At 57.4% G+C, this 18,520-nt stretch carries 14 protein-coding genes; 13 read left to right on the forward strand and 1 reads right to left on the reverse strand.

The window, feature by feature from the left end; all coding sequences use genetic code 11:
* Nucleotides 1–141: 141 nt before the first annotated feature.
* Nucleotides 142–921, reverse strand: a complete 780-nt coding sequence (locus tag NB063_RS13500) for a hypothetical protein (protein WP_250929257.1) — start codon at nt 919–921, stop codon at nt 142–144.
* A 139-nt stretch (nt 922–1,060) separates the two neighbouring features.
* On the opposite strand from NB063_RS13500, the gene NB063_RS13505 reads away from it, so the two are divergent.
* From NB063_RS13505 to NB063_RS13560, 13 genes are all read left to right on the forward strand, one after another.
* Complete coding sequence (locus tag NB063_RS13505) at nt 1,061–1,321, forward strand: Trm112 family protein (protein WP_250929258.1); 261 nt, start codon at nt 1,061–1,063, stop codon at nt 1,319–1,321.
* A gap of 281 nt (nt 1,322–1,602) precedes the next feature.
* Nucleotides 1,603–2,607 (forward strand): NADPH:quinone reductase, encoded by a 1,005-nt coding sequence (locus tag NB063_RS13510; protein WP_250929259.1) that lies wholly within the window; start codon nt 1,603–1,605, stop codon nt 2,605–2,607.
* Nucleotides 2,604–3,041, forward strand: coding sequence for a phosphoribosyl-AMP cyclohydrolase (gene hisI, locus NB063_RS13515; protein WP_250929260.1), 438 nt, complete (start codon nt 2,604–2,606; stop codon nt 3,039–3,041). Before NB063_RS13510 ends, hisI begins: the two co-directional genes overlap by 4 nt.
* Nucleotides 3,042–3,320: 279 nt before the next feature.
* The gene (locus tag NB063_RS13520; protein ID WP_456061993.1) at nt 3,321–5,276 is read left to right on the forward strand and encodes a hypothetical protein; all 1,956 of its coding nucleotides are present in this window, start codon (nt 3,321–3,323) and stop codon (nt 5,274–5,276) included.
* A gap of 937 nt (nt 5,277–6,213) precedes the next feature.
* A complete protein-coding gene (locus NB063_RS13525) occupies nt 6,214–12,840 on the forward strand; it encodes a dockerin type I domain-containing protein (protein ID WP_250929262.1) in 6,627 nt (2,208 codons plus the stop codon).
* A 285-nt stretch (nt 12,841–13,125) separates the two neighbouring features.
* Nucleotides 13,126–13,701 (forward strand): signal peptidase I, encoded by a 576-nt coding sequence (gene lepB, locus NB063_RS13530; RefSeq protein ID WP_250929263.1) that lies wholly within the window; start codon nt 13,126–13,128, stop codon nt 13,699–13,701.
* A gap of 170 nt (nt 13,702–13,871) precedes the next feature.
* Nucleotides 13,872–14,009: a GxxExxY protein gene (locus NB063_RS32610; protein WP_407652624.1), complete on the forward strand. Its 138-nt coding sequence runs from the start codon at nt 13,872–13,874 to the stop codon at nt 14,007–14,009.
* Nucleotides 14,010–14,226: 217 nt separating this feature from the next.
* Entirely contained in the window at nt 14,227–14,373 is a 147-nt protein-coding gene (locus tag NB063_RS13535; protein WP_322975167.1) for a GxxExxY protein, read from the forward strand.
* 175 nt (nt 14,374–14,548) lie between these two features.
* Nucleotides 14,549–15,100: a hypothetical protein gene (locus NB063_RS13540; protein ID WP_250929264.1), complete on the forward strand. Its 552-nt coding sequence runs from the start codon at nt 14,549–14,551 to the stop codon at nt 15,098–15,100.
* A gap of 287 nt (nt 15,101–15,387) precedes the next feature.
* A complete protein-coding gene (locus tag NB063_RS13545) occupies nt 15,388–15,801 on the forward strand; it encodes a hypothetical protein (RefSeq protein ID WP_250929265.1) in 414 nt (137 codons plus the stop codon).
* A gap of 124 nt (nt 15,802–15,925) precedes the next feature.
* Nucleotides 15,926–16,345, forward strand: coding sequence for a hypothetical protein (locus tag NB063_RS13550; RefSeq protein ID WP_250929266.1), 420 nt, complete (start codon nt 15,926–15,928; stop codon nt 16,343–16,345).
* A gap of 359 nt (nt 16,346–16,704) precedes the next feature.
* A complete protein-coding gene (locus NB063_RS13555; RefSeq protein WP_250929267.1) occupies nt 16,705–17,193 on the forward strand; it encodes a hypothetical protein in 489 nt (162 codons plus the stop codon).
* A gap of 410 nt (nt 17,194–17,603) precedes the next feature.
* Nucleotides 17,604–18,260 (forward strand): hypothetical protein, encoded by a 657-nt coding sequence (locus tag NB063_RS13560; protein WP_250929268.1) that lies wholly within the window; start codon nt 17,604–17,606, stop codon nt 18,258–18,260.
* Nucleotides 18,261–18,520 lie beyond the last annotated feature (260 nt).

Raw genomic sequence — 18,520 nt, forward strand, 5'->3', positions numbered from 1 at the left:
GCTTTCGACGTGTAAGTCTATTTTCCCTGACATGCAACATCGGCAGATGAGGAAAGGAACACCGCCTTAGCCCCGAATTATCCAGATGCTACAGTTTGACAGGAGGTTACAAGTCGGAAAACCCGTTAAACCGGACGATTTTCATCTCCAGATCCGCGGAACGGACAGTCCAGCGACCCCGCTGGTGTCGCCGGATCCGAGCGGTTGGATGTAGGTACCCGAGCTTCCGGGGCTCAATTCGGTGGCTCGGAGGCCCGATTGCAGCGAGGTGCGAGGTGTCTCGCGGGTCACGAAACTGCTTGTTATGGGGGCGTTTCCTGCCGTTCCAAGCGGGGCAACGGGGGCGTCACTGGAAAGTGGACGCAGCCGGGCGGCGATTTCTGGCGCCACGTTGCTCGCCAAACTTTGCGTCGCCGGTGGTGCCACCCGCCCAACCGGTTCGAAGTCAACTTGCTCCTCCCGGGCGATTCGAGTCAAGCGCTGGGGGACATCAACCGTCTGCGTGACGGCTTCCCATTGGACCTGAGTTTTGGTTTCGGCGACCACGTGATCGAGCGGTTGCCAGCGAGTTTCGGGGACGTGGTGGTAGGCCACGGTCGGTTGTCGGAACGGATTCCAACGACCTTCGACTTTCGGAACCCACCGAAATTCGGTGACTGGCGTGTAGATACGGCGGGTTGTCGGCCTAGTTTCCACAACCGTTTTGGGTTTGAAAACGGTTTCCTGGCGTTGAGTCATCTTGGTTTCGACGACTGGTCGTTCGATGGTCCTGACGACCTTGCGATAGACGATGCCTGTTGACGGATCGGTGTAATATCCGGGCGTATCCTCGGCGAGCAAGAGAGAAGGGGAGCTGACCATAACCACGGAAACCGCGATCAAGCCGTGAAACTGCTTGCGAAAACGTGCGACATGTCGCATGACAATCCCTCGTCGTGCGTTACGAAGGCCCGCAGCCAGAACGGCTAGGCGAGCGTTCTAAAAGAGAAGACAATGCGAGTCTATTCGGACTTCGGCCCCCACACTCATTAAAACCAAACCGCATCGCGGGCAGAAACGCATGATGATAACCCCGGATATTTTGCCTATCTTACGATGCCCTTGTGGGGGTGATGCACTGGTGCTCGCGGATGTACACGTCATCGAACGGGTCAACGCCGCGATCGCCGCGGGCACCGCACGCGACCAATTGGGGACCCGGGTGGAAGAGCCGATCGACGCGGGTTTGGTGAATCAGGCGGGCGATCGTCTGTATCCGGTTCGCGAGGATATCGCGACGCTGATCGCCGACAGTGCGATTCGAATTTCGGAGTTGGGCTAGGTGGACAGCGAGACGATTCACGGAGCTCGGTCTCTCGGGGGCCAAGAATTTTGGGCGTTACCCGCGTTCGGAGCCTCGGAGAATCTCAGCTACGTCACGGGCGGTAACTCCAGTCGGTCTGCCAGAAAGTGGCCGCTGTCCAACGAGCCGATTTGCGTTGCTTTGTTGTCCGGGGCTGTCGGGCTCTGAAACGAGTCGGCTCGTTGCGTTAGATTATCGCGTCGGTGCCAGGTCGCCGACTTTCCCCCACTTCTGATTCACTTTTTTTCAATTTCGATTTCATGAAAGCTGCTTTTGTGACGGCCACCGGTGCTCCGGAGGCGATTCAATATGGAGATGTTCCCGATCCTCAGATTGGCGACGATCAAGTTTTGATCCGCACGCACGCGATGTCGGTCAATCCGATCGATACGTATGTGCGATCGGGAGTGGTGGCGATGGAGTTGCCGTTCCCATACTTCCCCGGTTGCGATGCGGCCGGAGTGGTCGAGGCCATCGGGGCGAACGTGAAGCGTTTTTCGGTCGGCGAGCGGGTTTGGACGACGAATCAAGGTTTGCTCGGCCGGCAGGGCACGTTTGCTGAAAAGATTGCCGTGGACGAGAAATGGGTGTTTGCATTGCTTGACGCCGTCTCGTTCGAGGACGCTGCGGCGTGTGCCCTGGTCGGAATCACCGCGCATCTGGGATTGTTTCGCGAGGCCCAGTTGCAGCCTGGTGAGAGTGTCTTGGTGATCGGCGGTAGCGGCGGCGTGGGATCGATGGTCGTTCAGCTAGCGGTCGCATCGGGAGCACGTGTGATCGCGACGGCGGGCAGTGATGAGAAAGCCGAGTTGGTCCGTGGCTTTGGCGCCGAAGAAGTTATTCTTTACAAAACCCAATCGATCCCCGAACAGGTTCGGCAGTTCAGCGAGCGTGGCGTCAACGTCGTTTGGGAAACTCGCCGCGAACCCGACTTCGCGACCGCGATCGACGTCATGGCCGAACGCGGTCGAATGGTGTTGATGGCCGGACGCGACGCTCAGCCCCCGTTTCCGGTCGGGCCGTTTTACGTCAAAGAATGTTCGCTGCACGGTTTCGTGATGTTCAAAGCGACGCCGTTTGAAATGCGGGCTGCGGCGGAGGAGTTGTCACGGATGATGGCCGCCGGAAAAGTTAAAGCGAATATCGGCGCGAGTTTCACGCTCGCGGAAGCTGCCCAGGCTCACGCGTTGCAGGAATCGGCAACACTCGGGGAGAGCGATCAGTTGTGCGGCAAAATCATCGTCACGAGTACCCCTGAATCATGAACGCACCCACCTCGCCACTGCCCAATTTTGCCGCCGGTGTTCTTTGCGACGCCAGCGACGATCGACTGTTGCCCGCCATCGCTCAAGACGCCGAGTCTGGCCGCGTGCTGATGCTCGCGTGGATGAACGAGGAGGCGTGGTCCGAAACGCTTCAAACCGGCCGAGCGGTCTATTTCAGCCGCTCACGTGGCAAGCTGTGGAGGAAAGGCGAAACGAGTGGGCACCAGCAGATCGTGCGGAGTGTCCAAGTCGATTGCGACGGCGACACGATTCTTTTACATGTCGACCAAACCGGTGCTGCCTGCCACGAGGGTTACGCAAGTTGCTTCTTTCGCGACGTCAATTCCAGCGGTGAAGTGGACATTCGAGAGCCGCGATTGGTGGATCCCGCGGACGTCTATGGGTCAGACACGACCACCCATGTGTCCCGGTGATTGAGCGGAATATTCTGCCTAATCGTTTCAACCGATTTCTCGCTAACCGCAAACCTTGACAAGGTTTCAATTTCGGTTCAAGAACCATTGACCCTGCAGGGGCTGAGACGTTCACTTGCACCGGAACACGCCTCCGAGTCGTATGCGCGACCGTCGGCGAGGTTCCATCCTGATCGTCTCACTTTTTGACGCTAACCGCTGGATTGGCCCATGCCTGCCCGCTTTGCACGAATCAACCCTGTCCGAACGAAGTCAGCTCGTAAACGCACTGCGCGTCAGATGCTGTTCGCGTGCGTCACTGCCGTCACGGTCGGCGCTGCGCCATCGGCATCGGCGTGCTGTTTGACGGATTGGTTGTACGGACGCCAGCCTGCCTATGCGGTCGCTCCGGCCGTGGTTCCTGCGCCGGTGCCGATCACGACCGGACAACCGGTGAGCCCTTACGCGGCCTCCTACACGCCATACACCGCCGGTTACACCCCGCTGGTTACCGCGGCAGCGCCTAATTCGACCGTCCTACCGTTGGCCGGGCGGAGTATCTATTCGCCGTCGCCCTATGCGGTTCAGCGTCCCGCCTACGGTGCCGTGCCGCTGGACAATCCATCGGTCTACACCGGTCAACCGATTATCGCCGGCTACCGCGGTGTCGCGTCGGCTGGCAGTTCGATCTACGGGACCGGGAATCTGTACCCGAACAATTACGCGTCGGCATCGCCATCGGTCGTTGGTCAACCGGTGACGTCCTACCGACCTGACTTAAATTCGACGGTTGCATTGCCCGTTAACCGGGTCTATCCGACTCCCGTACGCAGCGGTCTGGCCCGCTTTTTTAATTCGTTGCTCGGGACCGGTTACCGGACTTCGTATTACACCGCACCGATCACTTACTACCGTCCCGCCACCACCCTCGATCCCGTGACGGGAACGACCGTCACTGTCCAGCAACCCTGCACGTCGACGGTTCAGCAGCTCCAACGCACTCCTTATGCCACGTTGCAGCCGGCTCCTTTGTCGGGGGCGACGGCAATGGGAAGCTCCTCGTTTGGGATCAATCCGGCAACGGGCATCGATGCATGTAGCGCACAAGCTCCCTACGACCCGACGGGATCGCTCTACGGTGCATCGCCAATTCCGAGCACGACGACTCCTGGGGGATTGAGTCCGATCGGCGGTTACGATTCCAACGGGTTCAATTCCGCACCGACGAGCGGACTTAATGGCAGCGGAGATCTGCAGCCGGTTTCGCCACCGACGCTACCGTCGACATCCACTTTTTCGGCCCGGCCAAATTACTCTTCGCCGAGCTACACCGCACCAAGTTACTCCGCCCCTGTTTATTCCGAACCGAGTTACAGCTCGCCGAGTTATTCCGATCCGGGGTATTCGGGATCGGGAAACGCCGATACCAACGTCAGTCCGCTGACGGGCAGTTCGCAGACTTATCGGCAAGAGTTTGATGCCGATCGCGAACCGTTCCCGGCGCCTTCAATCAGTTCGGCACGACCATCCTCCGAAGAAGTTGATTCAAAGGCGGCTGATGAAGCATGGCGACAAGGATACGAGGCCGGACGAGCGGCACTGCAAAAGGAAGCCGAATCCAAACGTGAATCGCAGTATTCGCCATACAGTGCACCGGAGAATTCGTCTGACCCGTATGGTGACTCGAATGGTTCCAATGACGATCGAGAGACCGATCAGTCGACACCGAATTCGTATTACCAACTCAATCCGCCTGCCAACACGCGTCCGTCGACCGATGAGGCCGATGACGCCGAACGGCGGACCCGGTGGCAACGCGAACGTGATGAGCAAGATTTGCGAGAATTGACGACAGGCATCCAACGTAGCCGTTACGGCAGCCAGTTCGTGACCGGTACCGAGCAGTCGGCACCTCGCGTGCGACCGATTCCGGCTCCTGAAGACTATCGCAACCCGTTCGAGACGACCGAGCGATTGAAGGCCCCCGATCTGTTACCTGCTTTGCCGCCACCGACGACGCAATTCAATCGCGGTGTCGAACGCTCGTCGGGTTATTCGAACGAGCAACGGCTCAGCGTTCCGGTGCGGGAAGCGTCGGTGCAAGGGCCACAGGATCGCGTGCCAACGCGTTCTTACTCCGAAAACCGCGCCGTGATCAGCCAACCGGCTGCCGAGCCTGCTCCCCGTGCCAACGCGTGGCAGAACAAGATCCGCAGCCAAGCTCAAGAGTCCGGTTGGTACGCCAAAGACCGCTAGAGCAGTCGTAGTTCTGTTGTAGCCACCGTCGCCAGACGGTCGACCACGTTCTGGCGAATGTTCGCGACCTATCAAGAGCCTGCGATTCATCCACAAATGCTCTGGGAAGCGTTTGTCGGTAAAACTTCTTCGGCGTTCCTCTTGGAACACCGCTTGGTCTCTCGCCCCGCGTGAGCCATCAATCAGGGGACATTGATTGTTATAGTGCTCTTTTTAGCGGAATGGCGCAAGCCGTCCGGTCCCGCGTTACCGAACGGCTTGCAGGCTGTTGATTTAGTGAGCCGTAGGCGCTAGCCGCGGGCCTAACGGCTACGATGCGCGCAGTGGACGCCCGCAGCTAGCGCTGTCGGCTCACTCACGTTTGCGAAACGCCTAAAACAACAGCCCGCTTGCGCCGTTCCGCTACTTTTGAAATCCCCGAGTCATTAAATCAATGGCCCTCGATTGATAAGGAGACCGCTGTGTCGATGCCCACAAGGTGATTTGGATACAGCCGCGAGGGGTGCCTTTTCAAGGGCGTGCTTTCTCTTTTGCCGCTCTCTGATCTCGACTTGCTGCCGCGTCTTGGATCTCAGCCGAGCCTTGCGGGGCGTTGTCTCGTCGCGAGCGTCTTGCTTTTCGGCCCGCATGGCGGTTGATCGTCAGTGGACCCGTTTTTCCTCTGTCCCGTGGTCCAGCTACGGTCCAACAGTCCAGCTCCGGGGCAGCGTCTCCGCTACTGGGGGGTGGAATAGCGGAAGAAAATCTGTCGTCCCCCGCTCGCCTGTGTAAACTGCCTATCTTGCGAGGGGCTGCCTCGATTACGCCGATTGTTCTGCATCCACTGAATCTGCCGCCGAAATCTACTATGTCTGCTGAAAACGATCCCCACCCACGCCTGCTCAGAAGCTGGTTTTCACGGTCTCGCAGTGCATCCGCCCGGAAATCGTCGTCGAAAATGAAACGTCGGCGTCTGTTCGAATCGCTTGAAAATCGCCAATTGCTTGCCACCGATGTCTTTGCGTCGGCTGGGGGCCAAAGCCTCAATGTGATGTTGGACGGGTCGGAGTTGGTGGTCGTGGGCAGCACCAGCGGCGAACTCTTGCGGCAGGAATCGTCAACCATCGATTCACTGCGAGTGGTCGGCTCAGACGGTGACGATACGCTCGTGCTCGATTACAGCGGCGGATTCATCGGCACGCCGATCGCCTTCGAAGGCGGCGGTCAGTCGACAACGGCTGGCGATTCCATCGAACTACTTGGCGGTGATATCGACGGGGCAGCAGCCGATTCCATCACGCACACATTCATCAACGAAAACGACGGCTCGATCGCGATCGATGTCGGTGGCGTGGTCGCGACGATCGACTACACCGGTTTGGAACCCGTCGTTGACAATCTCAACGCGGTCAATCGGGTTTTCACGTTCACCGGCGGCGATGAAACGATCACGCTGTCTGATGACGGCGGCGCGGGCGATAACATCAACCGAATCGACTCGACGTTGGGAGAGAGCGTGCTGTTTGTCAGCCCGACGAATTCGTTGACGGTGAATGCGGGCACCGGGACCGATGCGATCGTCGTCAGCACCCTCGACACGCTCTACGCAGCGTCACTGATTATCGATGGAGGTGCTTCGGCAACGGACACTTTGACGACTACCAATCTTGACTTGATCAACACGCCCGGACGCGGATTGACGTTGAGCGGTCTTGAGTCGATCGACATCACCGGCGGCACAATCGACGGCAACACGGCGGTCATCGGCGGCGGTTTGTTAATCAACAACTCGCCCGACGCAACCACGCTCGCGACGCTCGATGGTGTCATCATCCAGAATAATGCCGCGACCGGTGGTGCTGCGCCGAACGAGGGTGGTGGCGGTCTCTACAACAACGGTGCGACGCTCGTCATCCGCGGCGGTACGCGAATCGAAAGCAACACGGCGATCGCGGGTGCAGGCAGCGGCGGTGGAATCTTCAATGCCGGGATCCTCACGGTGACCGACTCGTTCATTAACGACAATCAAGCTAACCGTGCCGGTGGCGGTATCGAAACGGTTGCTGGCACGACCACGACGCTGACCGATGTCGTGCTCAACCGCAACAACGCCGGAGTCGTCCCCGCCGTCGGTGCGCCTGGAAACGGTGGCGGGTTGCACGTGACAGGTGACGGCAACGTCACGATCGTTCGCGGTACGGTGAATGAGAATGTTTCGGCCAGTGAAGGCGGCGGACTTTGGAACGGTTCCGGCACGATGACGATCGCGGGCACCACGATCGAAGACAACACCGCGAGCGGTAATGCGGCGGACAACGGTGGCGGCGGTATCTTCAACGATGCCGGAACGCTCGATATCGACAACGCCACCATCGAAGGAAATCAAGCCGACGGGGTTTCGGGCAGCGGCGGCGGTGTCTTCTCACTCGCGGGCATCGTCACCATTGATAATACGACGATCGAGAACAACTCGGCCAACCGGGCCGGCGGCGGCGTCGAAATCGTTGAGGGCACGATGACGTTGACCGGTGTGGATCTGCTCAACAACGACGTCGATGGCGGCGGAACCACAGCGACGACCCCCAATCCTGGCAACGGTGGTGGTTTGCATGTCACCGGACTAGCCGGCGTTACCTTTAGCGGCGGATTGGTGCAGGGCAACATCGCACGGGAAGAAGGCGGCGGGCTCTGGAATAGCAGTAACGGCACGATGCTCGTGAACGCGACAACGATTGATTCGAACATTGCCCGTTCGGCAAACAACGCCGGCAACGACCAAGGTGGCGGCGGTGTTTTCAACAACGGCGGCACGTTGACGATCGAAAACAACGCGAGCATTACCAACAACGAAGCGATTGATAACAACGGCAATGGCGGTGGGGTGATGACCGTTGGCGGCATCCTCATCATCGACAACACGACGATTGCGAACAACCGCGCGGCGCGTGCCGGGGGCGGCATCGAGAACAATGCGGGGACCACGACGTTGACCGACGTCACGGTCGGCGGAGTCGCCGTGGCCGATGGCAATGTCGCAGGAATCAACGGTGGTGGACTGCACGCCAGCGGTGGTGCCAGCCTCACGACGGTTAACGGTGGGGTATTCCAAAACAATGTGGCTGACGAAGAAGGCGGTGGCCTGTGGGTGGGCGGTGGCAGTCTTACCATCAACAACACATTGATTACCGAGAACACCGCAAACTCGGGTTCCAACGCCGGTAATGACCAAGGTGGCGGCGGTGTGTTCAACATCAACGGAACACTGGATATCAATAGCGCAATCATCACCAACAACGTTGCTACCGCGAGCAACGGCAACGGTGGCGGCGTGATGACGGTGGGAGGAACGGTCACGATTGACGACAGTTCGATCCAGGGCAACCAAGCCGGCCGAGCGGGTGGCGGGATCGAAAACAATAATGGTGTTGTCACCATCACGAACGAAACTGTCGGTGGCGCCGCGGTGGCGTCGGGGAATACCGCGGTCGTCAATGGTGGTGGGCTTCACGCGAGTGGTGCGGCGAGCGTCACAACCGTTAACGGAGGCTTGTTCCAAAATAACGTCGCCGGCGAAGAAGGTGGCGGATTGTGGAACGGTGCGGGTGAACTGAACATCAACGGCACAACGATCACGCAAAACACGGCCAACTCAGGCGTGAACGCTGGCAACGATCAGGGTGGCGGCGGTGTGTTCAATATCGGCGGTACGCTCAACATCGACAACGCGGTGATCTCGCAAAACGTCGCCACTGCCGGCAACGGGAACGGTGGGGGCGTGATGACGGTGGGCGGTACCGTCACAATCGACGACACGATGATCCAGGCCAATCAAGCAACCCGAGCGGGCGGCGGGATCGAAAACAACGCGGGCAACGTGACGCTTACAGGTGTTACCGTGGGCGGGGCAAACGTCGGTGACGGGAATACCACCGGAGTTAATGGTGGCGGTCTGCACGCGAGTGGAGCCGGTGTCACGGTGGTCGACGGAGGATCCTTTGAAAACAACGTCGCTGGCGAAGAAGGCGGCGGGCTTTGGAACGGTCCAGGCTCGATGACGATCCGCAATAACACCGTCATCACGCAAAATACTGCGAACTCGGCCAGCAACGCGGGAAATGACCAGGGCGGTGGTGGTGTCTTTAACATCGGCGGCACGCTGGACATCGACGACGCTACGATCACCAGTAACTCCGCAACCGCTAACGGGGGCAACGGAGGCGGTGTGATGACGGTCAACGGTACCGTCACGATCGACGATACGTTTATCGGTTCGAATGCGAGCGGCCGTGATGGCGGTGGATTGCACGCCAGCGGTGCGAGCGATGTGACCGTCACTGGTGGGGCTGTCCAAGCCAATGTTGCGCCGCAGGAAGGTGGTGGGCTCTGGAATGGTGCCGGTACGCTCCGAATCGACACCACGACGATTACCGAGAATACCGCGGGTTCGTCATCCAACGCGGGAAATGACCAGGGCGGCGGTGGCGTGTTCAATAATGGCGGCACGCTCGATATCGACGACGCGACGATCACCAATAATTTGGCGACCGCGAACAACGGAAATGGTGGCGGCGTGATGACCGTCGGCGGTACCGTCACGGTGGATGGCGGATCGATCGCAAATAACGACGCAGGTCGGGCGGGCGGTGGTCTTGAAAATAACGCCGGCAACGTCACCCTCACCGGCGTTGCTGTTGGAGGGCCGACGGTATCCGATGGTAACACTGCAAGTGTCAACGGCGGTGGACTGCACGCCCAGGGCGGCACCACGGTCATCAACGATGGTTCGGTTCAAAACAACATCGCCGCGGAAGAAGGCGGTGGATTGTGGAACGCCAGCGGCAACATGACGGTGACGGGAACCGATATCGATTCCAACCGGGCCAACGGAGCGGGCGCGCAGCAGGGAGGCGGCGGTGCGTTTAACGAATCCGGCGCGTTGCGACTCATCAACGTGCAGTTGACTAACAACATCGCCAACACGGGACTGGCTTCCGGTGGCGGTGCGTTTAACCATCTAGGCGAAATGCACGTTTCCGATTCGGTTATCACCGGTAATGACAAGTGTGGGCTGTCGTACTTCCGGCCGGAAGGATCGATCAGCAACAATACGTTTGCCAACAACGTCGGCGGCAACTTGTGCCCGTTGCTGGGAACCAATGGTGACGACACGATTCTCGTCACCAACAACGCGATCTCGATCAACGCGGACACGTTGCTTTACGACGACGACACGCTTGGTCCGATCACGATTTTGTCGGGACTCGGCAATGACACGTTCAACATTCAATCGACCGATGTCGACAACCCGATTATCGCGGATGGTGGGGAAGGCACGGACACATTCAACGTTTCTTCCGACGCGCCGACCAATTTGGGGTCACTCGACGGGATCCTTGGCGATATTAATATCATCGGTGGATCGCATGCGGATCTGACTCAAGCCTCCGAGAGCGTGACCGCACGCCGCGCCCCGCCGAACGATTCAGAAACCGTTGTCGCCAGCACCTTCAACGGTGATCGGCTGTTCGTTAGCGACGAGGCGAGTGTCGCCGACAATACCTATCAGTTGAATGCGACGACGTTCCAGCGAACGCAAGTCATGCCGACGGGAGTGATCACCTATTCAACGGTCGAAACACTTGAAATCGAAACGGGACAGGGCAACGATACCGTCAATATTTCAACCACCGTCATCGACAACCAAGTCTCGATCGACACGAACGCGGGCGCCGATGACGTGACGGTGCAAACGACGGGAGCCGACAGTATTTTGCGATTGAATACGGAATCTGGCGGCGATAACGTCGAGATTCAAACGACGGGCAATCGCAGTGTTGTGATCGTCGATACGGCGGATCAGGGCGATTTCGTCACGATTCTGAATCGCGGGACCGCGTCGGGAATCGATGTCTCGACCGGGCAGGGGGCCGACACGGTCACGCTCGGTGGTGTCACCGCTCCGCCGACAACGCAAACGAATCTGCAATCATTGATTCACGTCAGTGGCGGATCGGGAGGCGACGTTTTTGACGTTAATGAAGTCTTTTACGAAACAATCGTTGAACTCGAAGGCGATGCCGACAACGACACATTCAATCTCAATGCCGACGGTGCCGACGCCGCTGGTTTCCTCGGTCGGATCAATGATGATCCGATCAACGCGGTCGGCCAAGACGACCAAGCTCGCACACGCGAATTGCTGATCGACGGAGGTGGCAATGCCGCGACGCTCCGCAATTTCACCGAAGGCATCAACATCGGTGCGGGGCAGCAGGCGACGGAAACTCAAGTGTTCAATCAGGATGTCGGCGACCGGATCAACGTCAACGCCCAAACCGCGACGACGCCGTTGGATTTACGTTACGTGATCACCGGGCAGGGAACCGGGGTGTTGGCAACCACGATGCCGGCGCAGTCGCAAGACACGCGAGCGACGATCGGCAATGAAGTGCTTGATTCCGTTGACGTCGAAACGATCCAGATCAATTCAGGCTCCGCTGACGACATACTTACGATCAGCAGCGAAATCGCGTTTGGGATTGCGGGCAGCGATCAAGCGATCCGTTGGGACGCTGGGGGCGGTGACAACGATCGGCTCGAAATTGTCGGTACCTCGAACAACGATCGCATCACGGTCGGGAACTTAACCGGCGATGCAACGCTCGAACCGATCGAGACCGACAACGTCGAGTTTGTACGGATCGACGGACTCGACGGTGACGATCAGATTTCGCTGCAAACCGATGCCAACGGTGTGCTTAACGGCGGCGAAGGTGACGACGTGCTGTTGGGCGGCACCGCAAAAGATGCGCTTGCGGGGGGACCTGGCGTCGATTTGCTGTTCGGACGCGGTGGCAACGACGTGCTGTTTTCCGATCGAAATTTTGGATCCGATGAAAATTTCGACGCCGATGGCGAATTACTCGATGGCGGTGATCAAGATAATTTGATGCCCGGCGACATTTGCGTTCAACGCGGACTCGATCTGGTTCGGAACTGCGAAGTGCTCGTTGACGGCGGTGCGATCAAGGATGTGCTGACGTGGTTGCGAGCACAAGTCGTCGCGGATTCGACGATATCGTTCGAAGGCGATAACGAACAGCTTCAGATTTTTGGGCCGGTCAAAGATCCTGGCATACCGCTGTTTGCAACAACAGAAGCGAGTTCCTTGTCACCCACTGGAGCCTTGCCTGGCGGAGGGACAACGGGCGGTAGCGAGCCTGTCGTGCCGCAGCGTGGCGAAGGCGAAGTCATTTATGACGTCAACCGTGACGGGCGTGTGACGGCGCTGGACGCACTGAGAATCATCAACCGCATGAACGCTCAGGACGCTGCCGGCGAATCGACCAGTGGTTCGCTTGCGACGTCATCCGGCTTGAGTGATGAGGATGTCAATGCAGACGGAATGGTGTCGGCTCTCGATGCGTTGATGGTGATCAACCTGTTGAACGCGTCCGAGTCCGAAGGTGAACCGGCGCCGGTATCGGCGACATGGCAGTCCGCAGTCGATGGCGTGTTCGGTGCCAACGGACAATCGGACGAAGACGAGGCTTTGCTTGTCGATAGCGAATCGAATCTGTTCTAAATCAAACACTCAAAGTGTCTGCGTGGATCTCAATCAAGCTTCCTGGCGCATTGTCTGGAAGTCGTTCGGGGCGCGTCCGCGCACTGAGCGGGCCGCTATTGGCGGCGAGAATTTGTCAGCCGATTTGCTTGACCGGGGGTGCCGCATTCCGGATACTCGTGGGGCACCTCAAGCGGTGATCCGTTCCGACCGAACCGGCGACACCACTTCCCGTGTCACCGATCGAGCCGAAGGCACTCCCAGCGATAACACCCCCAACCCCAGCATATCACTGACCCCTCACGTGTGAATTACTCTGTTATCCGCCGGACACGTCGCTTGAGCACGATCATGCAATGGCGTTTTTCTATTCGCTCGCTTCTCATCGCTGTAACGGGGATCGCCGTTGCGGTTGCCGCCGTCGGGTTATATCTATCCTATTTGGCATCAAGACCAGACAATACGATCCTTACGCTCAATGGTGACGCGTCGATGGAACCCTACATTGGTGCGCGAGCGTATTTCGTAGCTGACCTAAATGCGTATCGAGCGAGTTCTCCCGGGCGTTGGGATGCCGTCGTGTTCGATCAAACGCCACCTGCGACAGCTTCCGTATTGTGGATCGCTGCGTTGCCCGGCGAAACGGTATCCTTTTCGAATGGTCAGATGCTGGTAGACGGCGTCGATTTGGAGCTTCCCGGCTCTGTTTTCCCTAACGACCAGATGCGCATTGACCTACCCGACGACAGCAGAACCAAGCATCCCTACCTTGTTCCAAAGCAGTCCTACTATCTGCTCGGTGGAAACCCAGACGCTGCGAAGGACAGCCGATCATTTGGTGCGGTGGATGAATCGAGAATTGTTGGTCGTGTAACCCGTTAGGTTATTGGCGACAAACAACTCAGCGGATAACGACGGCATGTAAGCGGGGTCGCCGACAGCGCGACTTCAAATGGAGCGTCAACCGTGGCGGCCCGATTATCCCAGACGTTCCGCCATAAGCAGTTGAGCCTCGGACGGGCTCACCCCGAAGGACGCGAAGAGCACGAAGAATGGAATTTGACGACCTCTCCAATCACGTGATCGGCTGTGCCATCGAGGTCCACCGTGAAATTGGACCGGGACCGCTCCAGTCGCCGCGCGAACAGGGCTTGGCTCGCGAATTGAGCCTGAATGGGATATCATTTTAAATGCAACATTCGCAGCCCGTCGAATACAAAGAGATTCAACTCAATTGCGGATGTTGACTCGATGTGCTGATTGAAGACGAACTGATTATCTGGATAGCGCACTTTCGAGCAAACGGTCACCCGAAGCGTAGGCGAGGGAAGGAGTTACCAAGAATCCCTCACTCACGCTTCGGGTTACCAATGCATTGTTCGCAAATCGAAGTCGCACTGTCCTGTTATCGAACGGAAGACTTTCGAAGAAACCAAAGGGATCCACGAGGCCCAACGACTGACTGGTATGAAACTGGCAGGGATCAAGACCTGCCTGCTAATAAACTTCAACGTAACCAAACTGCAAGATGACATCAAAAGATACGTTCTCTGAATCCTACGTGTCCTTGGTGGTGCTCTATTTCAGCTAAAGGGTTGCGTGGGCCGCCCACCGGTGCCCAGATCACGGGGCCGAGTCGCCAGTCATTTTGGACGAATGACTCCCACCCATCAAACCTCAGGCTTACATGGATTCTTTCGTCGGACCAAATAGAGCGGAGACGACATCGATGAAGAAGCGTACCGTCTACCTGCTCTGTGCAGTTTCAGCCGTGTTGGTGATCGCGCCTGTGATCGCGTACGCGACGTTTCGTACTCACAATCAACTCGACCGTTTCTTGGTCCAGCGTCTTGCGCTGCTCGAAACGCTCGATGCGAACGCGAAAGAATTACCTCCGGGCTTTGAACACGTTCTGCCTCCACGTGCATCGGCAACACATCCGGGAAACGATCACATTCGCTCTGTGATCCGGAGTGGCCAACGGTGGTTTGGGGACACCTATTCGTCGTACGATCTCAGCCTCGTCGGCGCATCGCGTGACGCGGCGCCACGTGACGTACTGACTGAACTCTTTCAACATTTGACCCGTGGGATGGGTGAACTTGGCTTCGTGTCACCTAAAAGTGGAGGGCCGGATTGGATCGTTGAGAACCGACGGGCCGCCCACTCGACTTGGTGGCACAACTCGAACCGCAATCTGATCGTGACCATTTCGATGGTCGTCGACGCTGAATCGAATTCGGTGCATGTAACACGCTACGTGCATGAACAATTCGATTGATCGAAGCTGACGGACAAGTGGGCGAATCGGCGGAATCTAATATCAACGCAAAACATGGCCACCCGGCTACGCTGGGAGCTATTGGAATGAGATGAAAGCACCCGACGATTCTCGCCGCCTTGTTGACGTTGAGTTTCTGTGCCTTCTACGCTAACCTAAACCGTTTCGAATGACGATTCGATCGAAACCACACCACCAATCCACTCTCGTTTACCGGTCACGAGGCTTGGCGCAATCGCTTCATCCGCGGTTGGCCAATTTCTTCCTCTGCTTTGAGCAACGGGAACATGTTGGCGAAACTCGACATTGTCGGTCCGATCGGTGGTAAACACTCCTTGGCGGTAGAAACAGCAAAGCTTTCAAAATGGTTTGTGCTGATCTTGCTGTTCAATGTCGAGACTGGTCTGTTTCTCGCAGCATCGCTGTTTGTGGCTTCCAGACGATTGCTTGCGTGTCATGTTGGGCGACCAACATTCCCCATTGCCGCGTTCCTAGTTCTCACCCTGGTCGCTGCAATCGCATCAGCATTGCAGCAGGACTTTCCCGCAATCGCCTATCTGTCTGGGAATTCAGATCTGTATTATGAGCCAGCATTGGCGGTCTATTACGTGTCTCCCGTGTTCTTAACGATCGCCGTAGTATCGGTCTTTGTGAATGCGATTCACTTTACCAAGCGGTCTCTCGTCATCGTTCGGAAATAAACCGGATAACCATCCCGATGCACGCGAGCGGCCAAGTCGCCCTTCCTGAACATCAAACGAACGCGTGGCTGTCGCGTGTTGGCGACGTCACACGATTGGATTACACGCACTAATGGGCTCGGCCATGAAAACCCAAATTAGGCGACTTTACCCGCTGACGTTCGTTGTTCTGCTAGCGTTCTTTGCTGTTTCGCTGTACGGCGTCTCGCTCGCGTTCATGTGGGCGCGAGACTTGCCTAGCCGTATCGTGATAGATGAAGAAGCATTGTCTGCGGCTTTTGGTTCTGTTGTCACCGAGTCATACCACGCTGTCTTTCGTGATGGCGACAGCGCGACCCAGGTGCAAGTACTGACCGAACAATTTCTTCCAATGATCACCGACAATCCAGACGCTCGTGACTGGGTGGACCAGGAATTTCGTGATGACCTACTTCGGCTCGCATCTTCAAGCAACGCCGCTGTCTCATCGGCTGCGTCGGAAGTGCTTGCCGGCATTGATCGTAGTTCCGACCAACCGCCCTCACGGTCAACACCTGGTGAATAAGAACATGCAACGCAGCAACGGTCAGGCGTTTTGGTAGTGGTTTGATCGCTTATCAATTCCCACTGATTTGAATGTGGGTTGTTCGTTGCATACCGGAGTGCGGGGGGTGTCGAGTGAATGGGTGTTCGTCTTAGCGGAACGGCGCAAGCCGTCCGGTCCCGTGTTACCGGACGGCTCGCGCCGTTCCGCTATTTTTGTAATCCTGCAGTAATTAAGTTGACGTCCCAGGCAATATTGCTTTCACAGAGGCACCAAGGAACGGAGTTGAATATGGCTTTCTTGGTGGTAGTGTTTCCGCTCGTCCTAGGTGACGTCCACGGTCATCCCAATCAATTTGCTCGCAACGACACGTTATTGATTTGACTGAAAACCCTTACGCCGCGCCGCAGGCTTCCGCCGAACAAATGGTACCGTCGCGGAACGGGCCGACATACTGCGTTACCCACGTGGGCTTTGGTGCGATAGCGACGGCTTGTAGTGCTTGGGTGTTGCTCGGCGTTGGCAACATCATCGGACCGCCAAACGGGATTCTTGACGACACCTACCAGGCAGTATCGCCCTCTATTTTGACCTATGGCGCTCTCGCGGGAATTGGGCTTGGCGTGGCGGCTGCAATGCTATTGACGAGGGCGAGCCTTGTCACTTCGCTAGCAATCTCCCTGCTGTGCCATTCGATCGGCGCTGCAACCGGTGTTGTGGGCTCGATAGCATCGCGATATTGGTGGTCTGGGCTTGCCACGTACCCAGTTGGTGCAATTGCATCGCTCGGCATTGCTGGTTTGTACCTTTGGTTACGCCGCCGGGCGATTGGTGACGTTGGCCAGTCCAAAATTTGCGCAGACGATTGATGCGACTTGTTTGATGGATCCACACTCGCTGATCAGAATACTGATTGTTCGTTGCATTCCGGGTTGTCAGGCCGTTTTAGTTGCTTGCAGCAGATCGCCCCGATGCTTGAAGCGGTCCGCGGTCGGTTTTGACCACGAAAGGTACGAACCACACGAAAGAAGACCCATGCTCGCAACTTTCGTGTCCTTCGTTTATCTCGTGGTTGATGCTCTTAACCAATCTCGCACTCGAATGGCTTTGACAGAGAACGGTCGATACAATCCGCCCCTACCTGATAGGGCGATGTCTCTCTTTCGCCACTCCCGAAGCTGGCGAGCCAGGGATGCTCGCCGATTCCTCGAAGCCTTTGGGCAACGACCGCTCAATCGCTCGGGCCAGCTGATCCTGGCCGTTCGCCGGCAGAGACACCATGCGTTTGAACGACATCGCCCAATCCGACCAACTTGTTCGCGGCCTCTTTGATGTGGCTGGGAAATTCGCTGGCCCGCACCTCCGACAACATCGATCCGCCCCCACTCCGAGTTGGCTTTCAAGTTTACCCGCGAGCGTGTGTGAGTTACACGGACTGCTTACCTGGTGGCACGGGATCGTCCCGGAATTTCAGGGCGGCTACGGAATCCAAGATTCGCTTTTTCTTCCGCCGCAACGTCTTGGCGATGGTGAAATGTTGCTCGTCCAGGAGAACCAAGGCGGCTTTTGCTTGCGCATCCAAAAGAAAAACGGAGGTTGGCTGGCTCAGCGAATAGAGAATACGGAACGTCGAGATGTGCAATCCATTGCAGGCTATTTGGTGAGTTTCGCACTGCAAGAGATGGTGATGAGTGCACCGCTCTGGGCGATTGACGAAGGGATGGAAAATTTGGTGCCACGCATGATGGATGATCTGACACTGATTTGGACCGACACCGAGAATGGCGGATACTTTCCGCACGGCGATGTTCGGTTTTATTGGCACAAGGCAGGTGCTTTGGTGCTCTGCGACGAACGAGGCCGCGGCGATATAGGATGCCATGACATCGGCCTGGCTCCGTACTTTGAAGGTTGCGGCTTTTATGACGTTCGTTGACGCAACAGCTGGTACCGGCGAACACACTCATCGCGAAAGCATCGTCCAACGCGCCCACCGCGTTAAGCAGGTACCTAGAAGTGATTCGGTATAACGACAATACCGCTGATCGTGATCGGTTCAGCGTAGGCCGGACCCAGGAGCCTAAGCGACGCAGTTCCGGCACGACTGAGCAAGTGAATGCCGGAACTCGCAAAGCCTCGGTCCGGCCTACAGTTCGCGGCAGTTTCGCCAGATGATTCCTGCATACCTGCTTAGTC

It is taken from the genome of Aporhodopirellula aestuarii (assembly GCF_023701485.1).
GTDB lineage: Bacteria > Planctomycetota > Planctomycetia > Pirellulales > Pirellulaceae > Rhodopirellula > Rhodopirellula aestuarii.

Coding starts and splice junctions, on each gene's coding strand:
- NB063_RS13545 (WP_250929265.1), top strand. CDS start 15,388: ATGTTGGCGAAACTCGACATTGTCGGTCCGATCGGTGGTAAACACTCC.
- NB063_RS13510 (WP_250929259.1), top strand. CDS start 1,603: ATGAAAGCTGCTTTTGTGACGGCCACCGGTGCTCCGGAGGCGATTCAA.
- NB063_RS32610 (WP_407652624.1), top strand. CDS start 13,872: ATGGAATTTGACGACCTCTCCAATCACGTGATCGGCTGTGCCATCGAG.
- NB063_RS13520 (WP_456061993.1), top strand. CDS start 3,321: ATGCTGTTCGCGTGCGTCACTGCCGTCACGGTCGGCGCTGCGCCATCG.
- hisI (WP_250929260.1), top strand. CDS start 2,604: ATGAACGCACCCACCTCGCCACTGCCCAATTTTGCCGCCGGTGTTCTT.
- NB063_RS13540 (WP_250929264.1), top strand. CDS start 14,549: ATGAAGAAGCGTACCGTCTACCTGCTCTGTGCAGTTTCAGCCGTGTTG.
- NB063_RS13560 (WP_250929268.1), top strand. CDS start 17,604: ATGCGTTTGAACGACATCGCCCAATCCGACCAACTTGTTCGCGGCCTC.
- NB063_RS13500 (WP_250929257.1), bottom strand. CDS start 921: ATGCGACATGTCGCACGTTTTCGCAAGCAGTTTCACGGCTTGATCGCG.
- NB063_RS13550 (WP_250929266.1), top strand. CDS start 15,926: ATGAAAACCCAAATTAGGCGACTTTACCCGCTGACGTTCGTTGTTCTG.
- NB063_RS13505 (WP_250929258.1), top strand. CDS start 1,061: ATGATGATAACCCCGGATATTTTGCCTATCTTACGATGCCCTTGTGGG.
- NB063_RS13525 (WP_250929262.1), top strand. CDS start 6,214: ATGAAACGTCGGCGTCTGTTCGAATCGCTTGAAAATCGCCAATTGCTT.